Annotated in this window: 17 protein-coding genes; 7 read left to right on the top strand and 10 right to left on the bottom strand. The window is 63.1% G+C overall.

Annotation, left to right across the window (positions count from 1 at the left end):
* Positions 1-156: 156 nt before the first annotated feature.
* The 7 genes from GA566_RS32740 to GA566_RS33145 form a co-directional block, all read right to left on the bottom strand.
* Positions 157-477 (bottom strand): P-II family nitrogen regulator, encoded by a 321-nt coding sequence (locus GA566_RS32740; protein ID WP_137924334.1) that lies wholly within the window; start codon positions 475-477, stop codon positions 157-159.
* A 56-nt stretch (positions 478-533) separates the two neighbouring features.
* Positions 534-1139: a ubiquinol-cytochrome c reductase iron-sulfur subunit gene (gene petA, locus GA566_RS32735; protein ID WP_137924335.1), complete on the bottom strand. Its 606-nt coding sequence runs from the start codon at positions 1137-1139 to the stop codon at positions 534-536.
* A 62-nt stretch (positions 1140-1201) separates the two neighbouring features.
* Positions 1202-1858: an isoprenylcysteine carboxylmethyltransferase family protein gene (locus GA566_RS32730; RefSeq protein ID WP_137924336.1), complete on the bottom strand. Its 657-nt coding sequence runs from the start codon at positions 1856-1858 to the stop codon at positions 1202-1204.
* A 70-nt stretch (positions 1859-1928) separates the two neighbouring features.
* Positions 1929-2150: a DUF2933 domain-containing protein gene (locus tag GA566_RS32725; protein ID WP_160475182.1), complete on the bottom strand. Its 222-nt coding sequence runs from the start codon at positions 2148-2150 to the stop codon at positions 1929-1931.
* Between the two features lie 81 nt (positions 2151-2231).
* Entirely contained in the window at positions 2232-2483 is a 252-nt protein-coding gene (locus GA566_RS32720; RefSeq protein ID WP_137924338.1) for a DUF2933 domain-containing protein, read from the bottom strand.
* Positions 2484-2532: 49 nt separating this feature from the next.
* The gene (locus tag GA566_RS32715) at positions 2533-2850 is read right to left on the bottom strand and encodes a hypothetical protein (protein ID WP_237381008.1); all 318 of its coding nucleotides are present in this window, start codon (positions 2848-2850) and stop codon (positions 2533-2535) included.
* 71 nt (positions 2851-2921) lie between these two features.
* Positions 2922-3173 carry a hypothetical protein gene (locus GA566_RS33145; RefSeq protein WP_137924339.1) on the bottom strand — a complete coding sequence of 84 codons (252 nt, stop codon included), beginning with the start codon at positions 3171-3173 and terminating at the stop codon, positions 2922-2924.
* Positions 3174-3450: 277 nt separating this feature from the next.
* Between GA566_RS33145 and GA566_RS33615 the strand changes: the two genes are divergently transcribed.
* On the top strand, positions 3451-3579 hold the full coding sequence (locus GA566_RS33615; RefSeq protein WP_255459763.1) for a hypothetical protein: 129 nt from the start codon (positions 3451-3453) through the stop codon (positions 3577-3579).
* Between the two features lie 200 nt (positions 3580-3779).
* Here GA566_RS33615 and GA566_RS32710 read toward each other — a convergent pair whose 3' ends face one another.
* Both GA566_RS32710 and cueR read right to left on the bottom strand, forming a co-directional pair.
* On the bottom strand, positions 3780-6242 hold the full coding sequence (locus GA566_RS32710) for a heavy metal translocating P-type ATPase (RefSeq protein WP_160475181.1): 2463 nt from the start codon (positions 6240-6242) through the stop codon (positions 3780-3782).
* A 16-nt stretch (positions 6243-6258) separates the two neighbouring features.
* Positions 6259-6759, bottom strand: coding sequence for a Cu(I)-responsive transcriptional regulator (cueR, locus tag GA566_RS32705; RefSeq protein ID WP_137924341.1), 501 nt, complete (start codon positions 6757-6759; stop codon positions 6259-6261).
* Between the two features lie 255 nt (positions 6760-7014).
* Between cueR and GA566_RS32700 the strand changes: the two genes are divergently transcribed.
* The 5 genes from GA566_RS32700 (at position 7015) to GA566_RS32680 (ending at position 13848) form a co-directional block, all read left to right on the top strand.
* The gene (locus GA566_RS32700; protein ID WP_137924342.1) at positions 7015-7419 is read left to right on the top strand and encodes a hypothetical protein; all 405 of its coding nucleotides are present in this window, start codon (positions 7015-7017) and stop codon (positions 7417-7419) included.
* A gap of 69 nt (positions 7420-7488) precedes the next feature.
* A complete protein-coding gene (locus tag GA566_RS32695; protein ID WP_137924355.1) occupies positions 7489-8790 on the top strand; it encodes a TolC family protein in 1302 nt (433 codons plus the stop codon).
* The gene (locus GA566_RS32690; protein ID WP_137924343.1) at positions 8787-10331 is read left to right on the top strand and encodes an efflux RND transporter periplasmic adaptor subunit; all 1545 of its coding nucleotides are present in this window, start codon (positions 8787-8789) and stop codon (positions 10329-10331) included. Before GA566_RS32695 ends, GA566_RS32690 begins: the two co-directional genes overlap by 4 nt.
* Complete coding sequence (locus GA566_RS32685; RefSeq protein WP_137924344.1) at positions 10328-13498, top strand: efflux RND transporter permease subunit; 3171 nt, start codon at positions 10328-10330, stop codon at positions 13496-13498. Before GA566_RS32690 ends, GA566_RS32685 begins: the two co-directional genes overlap by 4 nt.
* Positions 13495-13848, top strand: a complete 354-nt coding sequence (locus tag GA566_RS32680; RefSeq protein WP_053821791.1) for a copper-binding protein — start codon at positions 13495-13497, stop codon at positions 13846-13848. The genes GA566_RS32685 and GA566_RS32680 overlap by 4 nt, the downstream gene beginning before the upstream one ends.
* Before the next feature lie 399 nt (positions 13849-14247).
* Here GA566_RS32680 and GA566_RS32675 read toward each other — a convergent pair whose 3' ends face one another.
* Positions 14248-15144: a sterol desaturase family protein gene (locus tag GA566_RS32675; protein ID WP_082371464.1), complete on the bottom strand. Its 897-nt coding sequence runs from the start codon at positions 15142-15144 to the stop codon at positions 14248-14250.
* Positions 15145-15304: 160 nt separating this feature from the next.
* Here GA566_RS32675 and GA566_RS32670 point away from each other — a divergent pair, with 160 nt between their 5' ends.
* The gene (locus tag GA566_RS32670) at positions 15305-15937 is read left to right on the top strand and encodes a cation transporter (protein WP_053821792.1); all 633 of its coding nucleotides are present in this window, start codon (positions 15305-15307) and stop codon (positions 15935-15937) included.
* Positions 15938-16061: the final 124 nt, after the last annotated feature.

The raw sequence follows: 16061 nt of genomic DNA, 5'->3' as shown, positions 1-16061 counted from the left end.
CGCACCTCATACTCTCACCGCCTTTTCTGATCTTGCCGCCAGACCGCCCGATGCGCGCGCCTGCCGCAAAGCAACTCGGCGGACGTTTGATAGGCGGGCAATCGCGGCCGGCCGGGGCCTCAGGCCATGCCGCACTGGCCGAGACGACCTGCCGTCTCACGGATTGAGCTCTGTCGCAGGGGCATGAAGATGCAGCAATTGATCGACCGGCATGACCGCCACGATGCCGGCCCCCGGCACTGAGGAACGTGCCACCTGGAAAATTGCGTCAGCGATGGCCTGAACGCTTTCCTCCTCCACAAAGATCTCAATTTTGGTATGCACACTGGTGAGGTCGCTGGAGAAGAAGTTCTTGTACTCCCCATACCCCTTGACTCGGGTCGCCGTCAGACCGGGTACGTGAACGGTTGCGAACTGCTGTTCAAGCTTTTCCAGCAGATCGGATGGGACGATGGCGACGACGCATTTGGTGCTCATGGTGGTCTCCTTGATGGCTGTGGCACTTCTCGCTAAGCGCGTTCAGGAATACATTGTCATTCGGCCCCGAAGCGATCCCTGCCGACGACCAGTCGGGTGTCGCCCAGATACTCGTGGGGCGGAATCTCCAGATTGAGCGGCGCCGGAACGCTCTTGAAGACACGCCCCGCCAGGTCGAACTTGGAGCCATGGCATGGGCAAAAGAAGCCCCCGGGCCAGCGATCCCCCAAATCCGCGGCAGCGACTTCCGGCCGAAAGATTGGCACGCAGCCCAGATGGGTGCAGATGCCAATCGCCACAAAGAAATTCGGCCGGATAGACCGCGCTTCATTGGCGGCATAGGACGGCTGTTGGCTCTGTCTCGACTGCGGATCGGCCAGCAGGTCGTCATGCTTGCGCAAGCCCGCCAACATGGCCTCGGTCCGGTGCAAGATCCATACGGGCTTGCCCCGCCAGGCAACCGTGACCACGTTACCGGGCTTCACGGTGTCGAGCCGGACATCCACAGGCGCGCCGCTCGATCTGGCGGCATTGCTCGGGGCCATGCTTTGCACAAACGGCAGCATGGCGCCCGCGATCCCTATCCCGCCGAGGGTACCGGTGGCTCGTAGCAGCAATCTGCGCTGACGCAGATCTCGCGGCATGGCAATGGAACCGTTCATGGCAGTTACCTCCATCCGGGACCAACGCGTCCGCCAGGCGGCGCGCTGGCACAACCGGCGCATTAACCAAAAGCGCCGAAAAGCCGCCTCCACTGGCCGCGCCCAGGCAGGAACATCGGCACCCGACGCATGTAGTCCGCATAGGTCGCGCCAAACCGGCAAATCATGTCTCGCTCCTCCTTGCGCGCCAACCGGACATAGACGAACACGATGGCCGGGAACAGTGCCAGGGTGATCAGCGTGGGCCAGTGCACGACCTCGCCAAGGACCGCCAGCAGGATGCCGGCGTATTGCGGGTGGCGTATCACCCCGTACAGGCCTTCCCGTGCGATCCGTTCCTCGCAGCGGGCCGCGTATACCGCAGTCCAGCCACGGATCAGCAGCACGATGCCCGCGGCGAGCAAGGCATAGCCGAGCAGCATTTCCACGATCGCACCGATAGCGCCATAGCCAAGTAAGGTCGCCCACAAATGCCCCGCGTAGGGAGTGTGCGGAATATCGAGGCCGAGGAAGCCCGTCAACAAGTAGATCGTGAGCGGGAACCCGAACATTTCGGCGTAGAGCGCGACCAGGAACGCTTGGACAAGGCCCGCCCCTGCCCACTCACGCCAACCGCTCGGTGCCGCGTATCGGTAGAACGCCCACGATACCAAGACAATGAGGAAGAGCACGAGATCCCAATGGCCATAATGCGCGGCGAAGCCGCTCATGGGGTTCATGGAAAGGCTCCAGGAAGTTAGCCGATCACGAGACCGTCCCGAGATCCCCGGGTCCATTCCTTCATAGGCATCATTTGTCCTCTCGATGCGTTGATTCGTCCTTGCCTGGTGCCTGCATTCCCCGCATCCCGAAGTACATTGCGAGCGGACATACCAGCACACATACGAGCACGAGCGCGAACGGCGCAATGGCCCGCATCGCGGCGTGATACTGTGGCAGCAGCACATACGCGACAACGAGCAGGCCAGCCAGCCCGACTCCAAGCTTCACCATCGTCTTGAGGCTGCACATGATCGGATCTCCTTGCACGCGGCAGTTGCAATGCCCTGGTCCGTTGGTCAAGCGGCGGAACCTCAGTACAAACATGCGTGCTCACTCCTTTCGCCGAAGCGGCCCGGATTGAGGTTCCTGTCGTTTCCCCGGGGATTCCGTGTCCCGGAAATCGTCATACGCGCTAATGCTCTTCATCATCAGCCACATGAACAACGGGCATAGCAGGAGCAGCAGGTACGGCCCGACGCCCACAACAAGCGCGCGGATGCCCGGGGACACTGCGTAGGCAGCGCCCAGCATTGCCAGCAGGGCACCTCCAATGGCTATCATGGTTTTCGCGTTGCGTTTCATCGCAGTACTCCTGTCGACGCGAGATTGTCATACACGACGCCGTTGTCACCTATTTCTGTACCGGCACCTGGACCTTGTCGGCGTACTTGCGCATGATTTCTCCCATGGCCTGCATCATTTCGCCGTGCATTTGCATCAAGAGCTTTTCGTTTCCAGGCGGTAATTGCCCCATCATTGGACAACTGCCCATCATGCCGCCGCCCATCGCGTGGTCCATCCTCATCGCGTGCCCTTTTTCCTGCGACTGGGTCTGGGCCTTGTCACCCGCATCGCCTTGGTCTGCGTCGGCCGCCATGCTCCATCCACCGGCGCCTAGCAGGGTCACCGCAAGCGCTACCGCCATCACTGACTTTGTGTTCATGTCCATCTCCATATCTGCTTGGGTTCCTCGCTTCCCGCCACTTCCGGCGCCGTGAGCGCGGGAGGAAGCGAATCCGGTCACTTGGCTTCGCTCGGGCCCATCGGAGTCATGGGCTGCGCGTCCTTGCCGCTGCTCATCGGGTGGGAACCCATCTTTTTCATCATTTGGTCACATTGCGCCAGCCTGGCGGCTTGGATTGCGGCGGTCGTGTCGCGCTGCTGCGCGGCGGCACGCGCGCTGTTAATGACGTCCCAGTTCGGGCCGGCCAGTGCGAAGCCAGAGAACACGCCGAGTGAAACAAGAAGGATGGATTTGAAAATGGTATGCATGATGATCTTCCCCAAATCTGATGGCTTGCCGGCTCGACCATGCGCAGCCGAGTGACACGCGCGCGGTCAGGCAACCGACATCACGGCAGGTGGCCAGGTTTGGCCACGCGATGGGGAACGATCAGATTCGCAACCGTGCCGTTGCGAGATAGACTGGATCAGGTGGTGGGTGATGCCGCACGGCGGCAGTCAGGGGCGCGCGTCCGGCGGAGGCGATCGGCGCGAGAAAGTACGCGGGCCCGCTCGCCATGGCAGGCAAGAGGCCGAGATCGGGAGAATGCCCATTATTGTCGGCCCAGTGCCGGCCATCCTGTTGGTGGTCAGCGCACAGCGCCGGCTGTGCCTGGTCCATACCCTGACAGGGTTCGGTGGCTGCTATTGCCATGGCATCCGCCGCGTCGCCTGAGCCGGTCGGGCATACGTACCCCGCAATCGCGAGGCGCATGAACAGCACCGACGCCAGCAAGACCAGCGCGAGGAGTCGCGAGAGCGGGCTATGGGTAGGCTTCATGGGCCAATGAAAACAAGTGCTTCCAGTCTAGTCTTGCCAAAACCTGGCAGCAAGGTCACTGCGGACAGCCGTCGCAGGAAATCGCTCACGCATGCTCACCGCGTACGTTGCGCCGCCTCATTCACTTTCGCGCTCAGCCGCAGCGCGTTACTCACCACCGATAATGAACTCAGGCTCATGGCCAGCGCCGCGATCATGGGCGACAGCAGCCATCCGGTCAGCGGGTACAGCAAACCGGCCGCCAGAGGGATGCCCAACGCGTTATAGACGAAGGCGAACGCCAGGTTCTGCCGCATATTGGCGATGGTGGCCTCGGACAGTTCCCGCGCGCGGGCAATGCCGCGCAGGTCGCCTTTCACCAGGGTCACCTGGGCGCTGTGCATCGCTACATCCGTACCCGTCCCCATGGCGACGCCCACATCGGCTTTTGCCAGCGCCGGGGCGTCGTTGATGCCGTCGCCTGCCATCGCCACCACGCGGCCTTCCGCTTGCAGCGTCTCGACCAAGGCCAGCTTGTCGGCCGGTGTGACTTCGCCGTGAAACTCGTCGATGCCGAGACGGCCGGCGACCGCTTTTGCCGTGGCGACGCCGTCGCCGCTTGCCATCACCACGCGTATCCCAGCTTGACGCAATGCAGCAAGCGCGTGTGGCGTGCTGGCCTTGATCGGGTCCGAAACGGCGAGCAGTCCGGCCAGCTGGTGATCGACCGCCAGATACATTACGCTGGCGCCTTGCCGGCGCAGGTCATCGGCCTGCGCCGCCACCGGTTCAATGTCGACTTGCGACGCGTGCATCAACGCGGCATTGCCCAGCTCGAGATGCTGGCCGTTCAACTGGCCGCGCACGCCCATCCCGGCATCCGACGCAAAATTCTCCACCCGATCCAGCGACAAGCCTCGCTCGCGTGCCGCCGCGACGATCGTGGCGGCCAGCGGATGTTCACTGACCTGGTCAAGGCTTGCCGCCAGATGCAACACCTCGGCCTCGCCGAACGAGGCGACACCAAACGCGCGCTCGAAGCCTGGATGGCCCTCGGTGAGGGTGCCGGTCTTGTCGACAATGAGGGTATCGACCTTGCGGAAGTTCTCAATGGCTGCGGCGTCCCGGAACAGGATGCCGTGGCTTGCCGCCTTACCGCTAGCCACCATGATGGACATGGGGGTGGCAAGACCGAGCGCGCACGGGCAGGCAATGATCAGCACCGCCACCGCGTTGACCAGGCCAAAGACCCAGCTCGGCTCAGGACCAAACAGGCCCCACGCAAAGAAGGAAAGCAAGGCGATGCCAACGACTACGATGACGAAGACTCCAGCTACCTGGTCCGCCATTCGTTGCATGGGCGCCTTCGAGCGCTGCGCCTGTGCCACCATCTGAACGATCTGGGACAGCACCGTCTGGGCCCCGACTTTTTCGCAGCGCATTACCAGCGCACCCGAGGTATTGATTGTGGCACCGATCACATGATCGCCGGCGCGCTTGGAAACGGGAAGCGGTTCTCCTGTCAGCATCGATTCGTCAATTGCGCTCGCGCCATCAGTCACGACACCATCGGTCGGCACCTTCTCGCCCGGGCGAATCCGCAACAGGTCGCCAATGTGCACATGTGTCAGCGGCACGTCTTCCTCACTGCCGTCCGCGTTGAGACGGCGTGCCGTCTTGGGGGCAAGGCCGAGCAGCGCCTTGATGGCAGCAGACGTTCGGGAGCGTGCCCGCAATTCAAAGACCTGGCCCAGCAGTGTCAGCGAAATGATCACGGCTGCCGCTTCGAAATAGACCCCGATGCGGCCATGCATGACGAACGAGTAGGGAAACAGGCCCGGGGCGGCTGTGGCGGCAACGCTGTAGACGAATGCCGCGCCGGTCCCGAGGCCGATCAGGGTCCACATGTTGGGGCTGCGATTTCGGAACGATTGCAGGCAGCGGACGAACAGCGGGAAACCGGCCCATAGCACCACCGGCGCGGAGAGCACGAGCTCCACCCAGCCCTGTATTGCCGGATCGACCAAGGCAATGCGGTGGCCCAGCATGGCGAGTAGCACGGTGGCGACCGTCAGCGGTAAGGTCCACCAGAAGCGGCGGCGAAATGTCTCGAGTTCCGGATTCTCTTCCTCTTCCAGGCTTGGCATTTCTGGTTCAAGCGCCATGCCGCATTTTGGACAGGCGCCTGGATGGTCCTGGCGGATCTCGGGGTGCATGGGGCACGTGTAGATCGTGCCCAGTGCCTCCGCTTCCTTGGGGGCAGGTGCAGCCTGCGGGCTCGCATAGCGAGCCGGCTCGGCATCAAATCGGCGCTGGCAGGATGCACTGCAGAAGTGGTAATGCGCCCCGGCATAGTCGGACTGGTACGGTCCATCGCGCTCCACAAGCATGCCGCACACGGGATCGTGCGCCAGCGCTTTGGCCCCGTCATTGACCTTGCTAGTATTCCGTGCGTACGCGTGCTCGCAATGCTGGTGCGCGTGGCCTTGATGCTTGTTGCCAGGGCCACCCTCGACCTCTAATGCTGGCGACGAGGCCGCTTGCGCCCTGGTAACCGTATGCCGTTGCCGATTGTCCATGCCGATGACTCCTGCTTTAAGTCCCGCTCAAGTCCTGCCCGCTTGCGTGAACGCGCGGAGACTGGAGCCCCCGGGACAGTGGGCTTCGATGTTTTTGCCCCTGCGAACTCACCAGGCGATGTCGCGGTTCTGCACTGCCGATCGCGTCAAGGATCGGGCAGGCGGGCCGGTCATCGCCTTCGCAATGCTCCGCGAGCTCCATGAGCGTGTCTCGCATGCGAGACAGCTCAGCAATCCGCGCGTCCAGTTCGCGCATGTGCCGGAGCGCGATCGCCTTCACAGTGGCGCTAGTGCGGCGCTTATTTCGCCACAGGTCAAGCAGTTGCCGAATCTGCTCCGTCGAGAAGCCCAGCCTCCTGGCGCGCCCGATGAAGCGCAGCGTATGGATGTCATCCGCGTCGTAGGTCCGGTAGTTGCCGGCGGTGCGATGCGCCGCAGTAACCAGGCCAATCCGCTCGTAGTAACGAATCATCTTGGCGGGCACGCCGGACGACCCCGCCGCTTGTCCGATGTTCACGATGCGCTCCCTGGATAGGACCACCCTTAGCGCTGCACTAATGCGAGCGAACTTTGTGACCTGATCAGCATGGTTTCAACATAGACCTTGCCCATATGGGAAGGTCAAGAGCAGGTCGTAGCGCGCAAAGTGATGTGGCTTAATAAGCACCCTACTCGCGATCTTTGGTAGGTGCCGCACAACGCGGCCTGCGAGCGACGTTGCAATTCGAGACAAAGACGCTATGCTTGCGCGTGTCAACGCTCAAAAACACCCTTGCATCACTCGGCCCGCCGGCATCCCTGGTTCGCTGGCTTCCTTCTCGTTGTCTTCCTGACAGTCCAGCTGGCAGCGGCTGCGTACGCCTGTACCGGTAGCCGCTACCAGATGGAGGACGTCAACGCGGCGTCAGCCCTGATGGAGTCCTGCCCCGACATGGCGGACCACAAGAGCGACCAGGGCGGCAACCAGAAGGCACTCTGCCTGGGGCACTGCCAGGCGGACTCCAAGAGTGCCGACCATGTTTCCCCGCAGATTCCGGCATTCTTGCCTGTTCTGGTGAACGTCATCGAGCCAGCGCATCTGGTGGTGGCTGATCTGCGCACCGTACTGAGCGTCGACGCACAGCCGCGTGCGCCGCCCCCGCCGCTGGCCATTCTTCACTGCTGTTTTCGCACGTAGCCTCCGGAACAACGCCGAACTGTTGCCATCCCCCATGCCGGGGTGGTTGTCGTTGCTCTCGGAGGCTGTATGCTTTTTCTACGTCGCCTGACGCTGGCGCTGCTATGCGCGCCTGTTCTCGGCATGACGGTGTCGCAAGCCGCGACGCCGCAATCCACTGACTCCCTTTCCCTTGCGGAAGCCATCGCGCTTGCCTCCGCGCATGCTGGCGATGCTGAATCTTCCCGGGGTTCCGTCGAGGCTGCCGTTCAGATGGCGGTCGCCGCCGGCCAGTTGCCCGACCCCGTGCTGAAGCTTGGGCTCGACAATGTTCCGGTCACCGGCCCCGACGCGTTCTCGCTCAGCCGGGATTTCATGACCCAGCGCTCCATTAGCGTGATGCAGGAATTCACGCGGTCGGACAAGCGTCGCGCCCGTGCCGCTCGCTTCGAGGCCGAGGCCTCCGCGGCCGATGCGCAACGCGCGGTTGGTCTGGCCAACGTACAACGCAATGCCGTTGCGGCATGGCTTGACCGTTGGTATGCGGAACAGGCCGGCGTGCTGCTCGGCCACCATGGCCATCCGCTGGATCTCGCGCTCCAGGCCGCGACTGCCGCATACCGCGGCGGGCGCGGCACACGCGCGGATGTGCTCTCGGCCGAACTGGAAGTCCAGAAGCTGCGAGACCGGGAGGATGAAAATCGGGCCGCCATCGCAACCGCCGAGGTAAATCTCGCGCGCTGGATTGGTACGGACGCGAGCCGTCCACTCGGCAAGCGGCCTCCTCTTGATGTGCCCGAGCGCGTCCGGCAACTTGCCCTGACAGATTTCGATACCGTGCCCGAGATGGCCGCCGCACAGCGTGACGTCACGCTGGCGGAGTCGGAAATCCGCTCCGCAACCGAGAACAAGAAGCCGGATGTCACCGTGGAGCTGATGTACAGCCAGCGCGGCTCCGCGTACTCCAACATGGCTTCGCTGAACGTCAGCTTCCCCGTCCCGTGGGACCAGGGAAACCGCCAGGACCGTGAAGTCGCCGCCAGGTTGGCGCAGGCGCAGGAGGCTCGCGCCAAATCCGAAATCATCAGGCGCAATACCAAGAGCATGATTGACGCCAAGCTGGCCGAACTGCAGCGCAATCTCGACCGGCTCAAGCGCTATGACGCGTCAACGCTGCCGCTGGCGAGCGCTCAGGCAGACGCCGCGCTGACGGCATATCGGGCCAATACGGGCTCGCTGCTCGCTTTGGCCGAAGCGAATCATCGCGCCATTGACACCGCGTTGGAGCGGCTATCGCTGGAGGCGAAGACCGCAAGGCTGTGGGCTGACTTGACCTTTCTGATTCCACTGCCCACCGCCCAAACTGAGCCTGCCGCGAAGGACCTCAAATGAAGAAACCACTGATGATCACGGCGGCATGCCTCGTCCTCCTCGGCGCGGTGGGCTATGGCGGCTACCGCTTCGGCGTCACGCGGGGCGCGCAGTCGCCGCAGGCGCCGGCGTCGGCCGGCGCGCCGTCCGGCCAGAAAGCGGGCGACATGGACCCGCAGACCGGCAAGAAGATTCTGTACTGGCACGATCCGATGGTGCCCGGCCAGCGTTTCGACAAGCCCGGCAAGTCCCCGTTTATGGACATGCAACTCGTGCCGGTCTACGCGGATGGCGATGGCGGCGGTAGCGGGGTCACGGTGGATAGCCGCGTCGCTCAGAACCTGGGCATTCGCACCACCGAGGTCAAGGCGAGCCAGATGGGCCCGGTGCTCGAGGCGCCCGGCAACGTCGCCATCGATGAGCGCAGCGTCCAGGTCATCCAGGCACGCACCAGCGCCTTCGTCCAGCACGTTGCCGTACGGGCGACGCTCGACCCCGTGCGGCGGGGCCAGACGCTGGTGACGCTGTACTCGCCCGACTGGGTCGCCGCCCAGGAAGAATATCTTGCCGTCTCACGCCTGCCCGCTGGCGCGCAATCCGACCTGTCGGGTGCGGCAAAAGCGCGCATGCTTCAGGCGGGTATGACCCCTGGGCAGGTGAGCGCCGTGGAAAGCTCCGGAAAGTTGCAGCCCAGCCTGGGCATTCCTAGTCCGGTCGATGGCGTAGTGACGGAAGTCGCCGTTCGCGATGGCATGACCGTCTCCCCCGGCATGACGCTATTTCGCCTGGCCGACCTGAGCCAGGTCTGGGTGATTGCCGAGGTGCCGGAAGGACAGGCCCGTACCCTCGCGGCCGGCCTGCCTGCCAAGGTGTTGCCCACTGGCGTCTCCGACCCGATCGTGGGCAAGGTTGATACCGTCCTGCCTGACGTCAATCCGGCCACGCGAACCATCAAGGTGCGCATTGTTTTGCCCAACAAGGGCCAGCATCTGCTGCCGGGTATGTTTGCGACCGTTCGGTTCGATAGCGGCCCAGAAAAGGAAGTGCTGCAGATTCCCGTGGAATCCGTCATCCGCACCGGCCAGCACAGTGTCGTCTTCGTCGATGCCGGCAAGGCGGGCTTCGTGGCCACCGACGTCAAGACCGGCCGCGAGGCCGAAGGCATGGTGGAGGTTGTGGATGGACTCAAGGCTGGCCAGAAGGTCGTCACCTCGGGCCAGTTCCTGATCGATTCGGAGGCGAGCCTGCGCGGCACGGCCGAGCGCATGAGTGTGGCGCCAGCGGCTTCCGCACCCGCTGCATCGGCTGCGCCGGCGCCGGAGCACGAGGGCGTCGGGCGCATCGAAGCGGTAACGGGCGCAGGCCTGACGATCTCACACGGCCCCATCCCGTCGGCACAGTGGGGAGCCATGACCATGGACTTTGCCGCCCCGCCCGCGGGCCTGCCCAAAGGGCTCAAGGCGGGCGATCGCGTGCGCTTCCGCTTCCATCTGAATAACGACGGCATGCCTGTCCTGTCCGCGGTCGAGCCCGCCGCCTCTGTCCAGGGAGGCAAGCCATGATCGCCCGACTCATCCTGGCGTCAATTCGCAACCGCTTCCTGGTCCTGCTGGCAACGGTCATGCTGACCGCCTGGGGCCTATGGGCGGTGCGCAGCACGCCGCTTGACGCGCTGCCGGACCTGTCCGACGTACAGGTCATCATCCGCACGCCGTTCCCCGGCCAGGCGCCGCAGATTGTCGAGAATCAGGTCACCTATCCGCTGACGACCACGATGCTATCGGTGCCTGGCGCGAAGACGGTGCGCGGCTATTCCTTCTTTGGCGACTCCTTTGTTTATGTGCTGTTCGAGGATGGCACCGACTTGTACTGGGCGCGCTCGCGCGTGCTCGAATACTTGAACCAGGTGCAATCCCGCTTGCCGGCTGCGGCCAAACCGGCTCTGGGCCCGGATGCCACAGGCGTTGGATGGATCTACGAATACACGCTCGTGGACAAGACCGGCCGGCATGACCTGAGCCAGTTGCGCGCCTTGCAGGATTGGTTCCTGCGTTTCGAACTGAAGTCGCTCCCGAATGTCGCCGAAGTCGCGTCCCTCGGCGGGATGGTCAAGCAGTACCAGGTGGTCCTGATGCCGGACCGCCTGCGCGCGTACAACCTGTCACAGGGCAAGGTGCTGGCGGCCCTCAAGGGCGCCAACCAGGAGACCGGCGGCTCCGTGCTGGAACTGGGCGAGGCCGAGTACATGGTGCGCGCCTCGGGCTATCTGAAGACACTGGACGATTTTCGGCGCATCCCGATAGTCACGAGTGACGCGGGCATTCCCGTGCGCCTGGGCGATGTCGCCACCGTCCAGCTTGGCCCCGAGATGCGGCGAGGTATCGCCGAACTGGACGGGCAGGGAGAAGTAGCGGGCGGCGTGATCGTGATGCGATCGGGCAAGAATGCGCTGGAGACCATCGAGGCGGTGAAGGCCAAGCTGGCGGTCCTCAAGAAGAGCCTGCCGGCCGGTGTCGAGATCGTGACGACCTATGACCGCTCCGCGTTGATCAACCGTGCGGTCGAGAACCTGACGCACAAGCTGATCGAGGAGTTCATCGTCGTCGCGCTGGTCTGCCTGGTCTTCCTGTTTCACCTGCGCTCCGCATTGGTGGCCATTGTCTCGCTGCCGCTCGGTGTGCTGGCGGCCTTTCTCGTCATGCGATATCAGGGCGTGAACGCCAACATCATGTCGCTGGGCGGCATCGCCATCGCCATCGGCGCCATGGTCGATGCCGCGGTCGTCATGATCGAGAACGCTCACAAGCATCTGGAACACTGGCATGCGGACAACCCCGGACGAGATCTGAGCGAGCGCGAGCGCTGGAGCGTGATTGGCGAGTCGGCCGCCGAGGTGGGACCCGCGCTGTTCTTCTCGCTGCTGATCATTACGCTGTCGTTCATCCCGGTGTTTACGCTGGAGGCGCAGGAGGGCCGCCTGTTTTCGCCGCTGGCGTTCACGAAGACCTACTCCATGGCCGCGGCGGCGGGATTGTCCGTCACCCTGGTGCCGGTCCTGATGGGCTACATGATCCGTGGCAAGATCCCCTCGGAGCAGTCCAATCCGCTCAGCCGCTGGCTCATTCGCGGCTATCAGCCGGTGCTGGCAAAGGTGCTCGCCTACCCGAAAACGGCCGTGGCGATCGCCGCGCTCCTGATGGCGGCGACCGCCTGGCCGATCATGCGAATTGGCGGCGAGTTCATGCCGCCCCTTGACGAGGGCGACCTGCTCTACATGCCGTCGGCACTGCCGGGCCTGTCCGCCGGCAAGGCGGCGCAACTGCTGCAGCAGACGGACCGGCTGATCAAGACCGTGCCCGAGGTCGAGACCGTGTTCGGCAAGGCCGGCCGTGCCGACACGGCGACCGACCCAGCCCCCATCGAGATGTTCGAGACCACCATCCAGTTCAAGCCGCGCGACCAGTGGCGCGCCGGCATGACGACCGACAAGCTGGTGGAAGAGCTCGACCGCGTGGTGAAGGTGCCGGGCCTGTCCAATATCTGGGTGCCGCCAATCCGCAACCGGATCGACATGCTCGCCACCGGCATCAAGAGCCCGGTCGGCATTAAGGTGGCGGGCACCGACCTGAAGGAAATTGACCGACTGGCCACGAGGATCGAGGATGCTGTCAAGGCGGTGCCAGGCGTCACCTCTGCACTCGCCGAACGCCTGTCCGGCGGGCGCTACGTCGATGTCGACATCGACCGGATGGCCGCCGGGCGGTATGGGCTCAACATCGAGGATGTCCAGAGCATCGTGTCCTCGGCCATCGGTGGCGACAACGTGGGGGAAGTGGTCGACGGGCTGGCGCGCTTTCCCATCAATGTCCGATATCCGCGCGACTACCGCGACTCGGTGGAGCAACTGCGCAGCCTCCCCATCGTCACCGACCGGGGTCAGCAGATCACCCTATCCGACGTCGCGCGCATCCAGGTCGTGCAAGGGCCGCCGATGCTGCGCAGCGAAAACGCCCGCCTGTCCGGCTGGGTGTACGTGGACATTCGCGGACGTGACCTGCGTTCGGCCGTCCAGGACATGCAGGCCGCCGTGGCCAAGGCGGTCCCGATGCCAGCGGGCTATTCCCTCAGTTGGTCGGGTCAGTTCGAGTATCTGGAGCGGGCCACCGCGAAGCTGAAGGTGGTGGTGCCGTTCACGCTGCTGATCATCTTCGTGTTGCTGTACCTGGTGTTCGGCCGTCTCGATGAAGCGCTACTGATCATGGGCACGCTGCCGCTGGCGCTCATCGGCGGATTCTGGCTGCTTTACTTGCTGGGCTACAACCTTTCGGTAGCGGGGGTTGTCGGCTTTATCGCCCTTGCCGGCGTGGCAGCCGAGTTCGGCGTCATCATGCTGCTCTACCTGAAGCAAGCCTGGAGCGAACGCGAGGGCCGAGGCGAAACCAGCGTGTCCGCATTGCTGGACGCCATTCAGGAAGGGGCAGTGCTGCGGGTCCGCCCCAAGGCCATGACCGTCGCTGTCATTCTTGCCGGCCTGATTCCCATCATGTGGTCGCATGGCACCGGCTCGGAGGTCATGCAGCGCATTGCGGCTCCGATGGTTGGCGGCATGGTCACCGCGCCATTGCTTTCCCTGTTTGTTGTGCCGGCGGTGTACTTGCTGATACGCAGACGGCAGGCCGAATCTGTCTCACTTTCCACCCACCCCTCACTCCCGGAGGAATCACAATGAAATACGTCAAAACTCTTGCCATCATGGCTGCTCTCGCTGCCACACCGGCTGCGTTCGCGGCAGGGTCGATGGACGGCATGGATATGAAGGGCATGGACATGAAGCCGTCAGCCGAAACGAAGCAGGCCCCCCACCCGGTTGCGGCAGAGGTAAAGAAGATCGATGCGAAGGCAGGGAAAGTTACCCTCAAGCACGGCCCGATCGAAAATCTCGGCATGTCCGCCATGACCATGGCGTTCCCGGTCAAGGATCGCGCTTCGTTGAAGGACTTCAAGGAAGGTGATGCGGTTACCGCCGTATTCGACACGGTCGACGGCAAGCCGACAGTCGTGGACATGCAGCGCAAGTAAAACTCAGGCGGCACCACCGCTCGCATCGGGGCAGTGTGCCGCCTGCCATGGCCAAAATCCTCCGTCACGCCGCTTCGGTAGACCTCCGAATGGCGTCGTCGGGATCGAAACCGCTTTCCATGAACGTTCGGCCACAGTGAGCCGCCCACCCTTCGACCTGCCACGTGAAGTCATCGTTGTCATCGTGTTTGCCGTGGCGTTCACGGTGTGTGCTACAGGTTCGCTTGCCTGGCATTTTCGTCGCCAGATGCGCATCAAGCGCGGCCTCGAGAATGACAGATCAGGTTCGTCCACGCGACGTCGCATAACTTCAAGACGGCGCAAATAGTCCTGTCAGATCCCACCTGAGCATTCATGCTGGATGCAGCTTGCGAGCCGGTTTCACCAACGAGAGCGGCTTTAGACATCAGCATCGCGGCCCTGCGAGACGTCTTCGGTGGCCAGACGAACTTGCGGATCCGGTCGTTCAAACGGATAAATCAGTTGCTCGCCGTAGCGGTGCGGCACCGGGTCGCCTTCGATGCCGATTGCGCCCAGTGGCGCCTGCGGTTGATAGAAGGTACCGAAGAGGTGGTCCCATACCAGCCAGAACTCCCCGAAATTGACCTGCGCGTCCGCGAAGCGCTCCCGATGGTGCCAGCGATGGAGTTCTGCCACGCCTAACATATACCGCACCGGCCCCAGGCTATAGTCCAGGTTGGCATGCTGGAATGCCAGATGGACCGCCAGGATTGCGAACCAGCCGGCCACTACCTCGGCCGGCGCGCCTAGTATGCCCAGGACCAGTAAGCCCGGACCCGCCATCAGGGCTGCATGCAGCGGGTGGCGGCGTTCCCCGTTTAGCCAGTAGAGCCGCCGCGACGAATGATGAATGCTGTGCAGCCGCCACAGAAAGCCGTAGTGGTGGCTGAGCCGATGGACGGCATACAGCGACAGGTCCAGTGGCGCCCCTGCGAGTAATACCTGCAACAAGTATGGCCATTCCGCAGGCCACCATAGCTTGGGCCAACCCGTTCCTTCCCGCAGCACCACGAACCCCAGCACGGCACCGTGCATCACGGCCAAATTCACAACGGCATGGGCGACATCCGCCGGAAAGTCGAGATCCCGCTTTTGCCACCGTGCATCGAACGGGACAATGCGCTCCAGCCAAGCAACAAGAAATAGCCCGGCGGCGGCCCACAACGCCAGCCAAGCCAGCGGCGTGCCGTGGGATGGGGCGACCGAAACCCCTGTGATTACCAGGGCCATGATGGTCGGATAGGCGCCGTACCGCACCACAGAACGCGCTGTCATTGCGACTCCAGAGTTCAATTTCCTCCAGTTTCTCCAAGCGACAGACAGCTAGCTTGAATAAACATGCTGTGTGCGGGCGACGTCTTGACTCTATAGCAGGTACGGGGTGTGAAATTACTCAGATCTTCTGTGGAAACAGGCGGGTTAACAAAGGAGTTGCATGAACGACCACTTCCCCGACAAAGAACGCCTTGACCTCGACGCGAGTCAGGCGGCCGACCGCCGGATTCTGTGGCTGGTACTACTGATTAATGTCAGCCAATGTCTGGCAGGTATGGGCGTGGGCCTTTGGGCGGCGTCCACGGCGGTGCTTGGTGCGGCTCTGGACAACCTTGCCGACGCGTTGGTGTATGGCGTCAGCCTGTACGCCGTCGGCCGATCGCGAGCCATCAAGGTGCGGGCAGCGCGGCTATCGGGGTGGCTTTTGATTGGGCTGGCCCTGATGCTATGCGTGGAAGTCCTGCGCCGGTTCTTTGGCGGCGAGGCGCCATTGGGGCCGGCGATGATGGTCATGGCAGCGATCAATGCGGCGCTGAACATTATTTGCTTGCGCTTACTGAAACGCCACCGCGGGGAAGACGTCAACTTCAAGGCTTCCGCCATATTCACCAGCAACGACTCGATTGTGAATCTGGCCATTGTGTTGTCCGGAGCGCTCGTGATGTGGTCGGGCTCCAACCTGCCAGACCTGGTTCTGGGTCTGGTGGTATCTGCGATCGCCGCTAACGGAGGTCGTGAAATCCTGGTTGACGCGACAGAACATGAGGAAAAGGCCCGTTCCGAGGCAACTTAACCTCCGACCAGGAGGCAGAGCCCTTGACTCTGTATCTACTTTAGGGTGTGAAATTCTGACATATACAGAAAGAGGCGAATGATGAAACTCGACCAAGCCCATGCCGAAAGTGATGCGAGATCAA

The sequence above is a fragment of the Cupriavidus sp. SW-Y-13 genome, from assembly GCF_009793345.1.
Lineage (GTDB): Bacteria > Pseudomonadota > Gammaproteobacteria > Burkholderiales > Burkholderiaceae > Cupriavidus.
The sequence above is the reverse complement of the archived record's forward strand: the minus strand, read 5'-3'. Positions and strand labels throughout refer to the sequence as shown.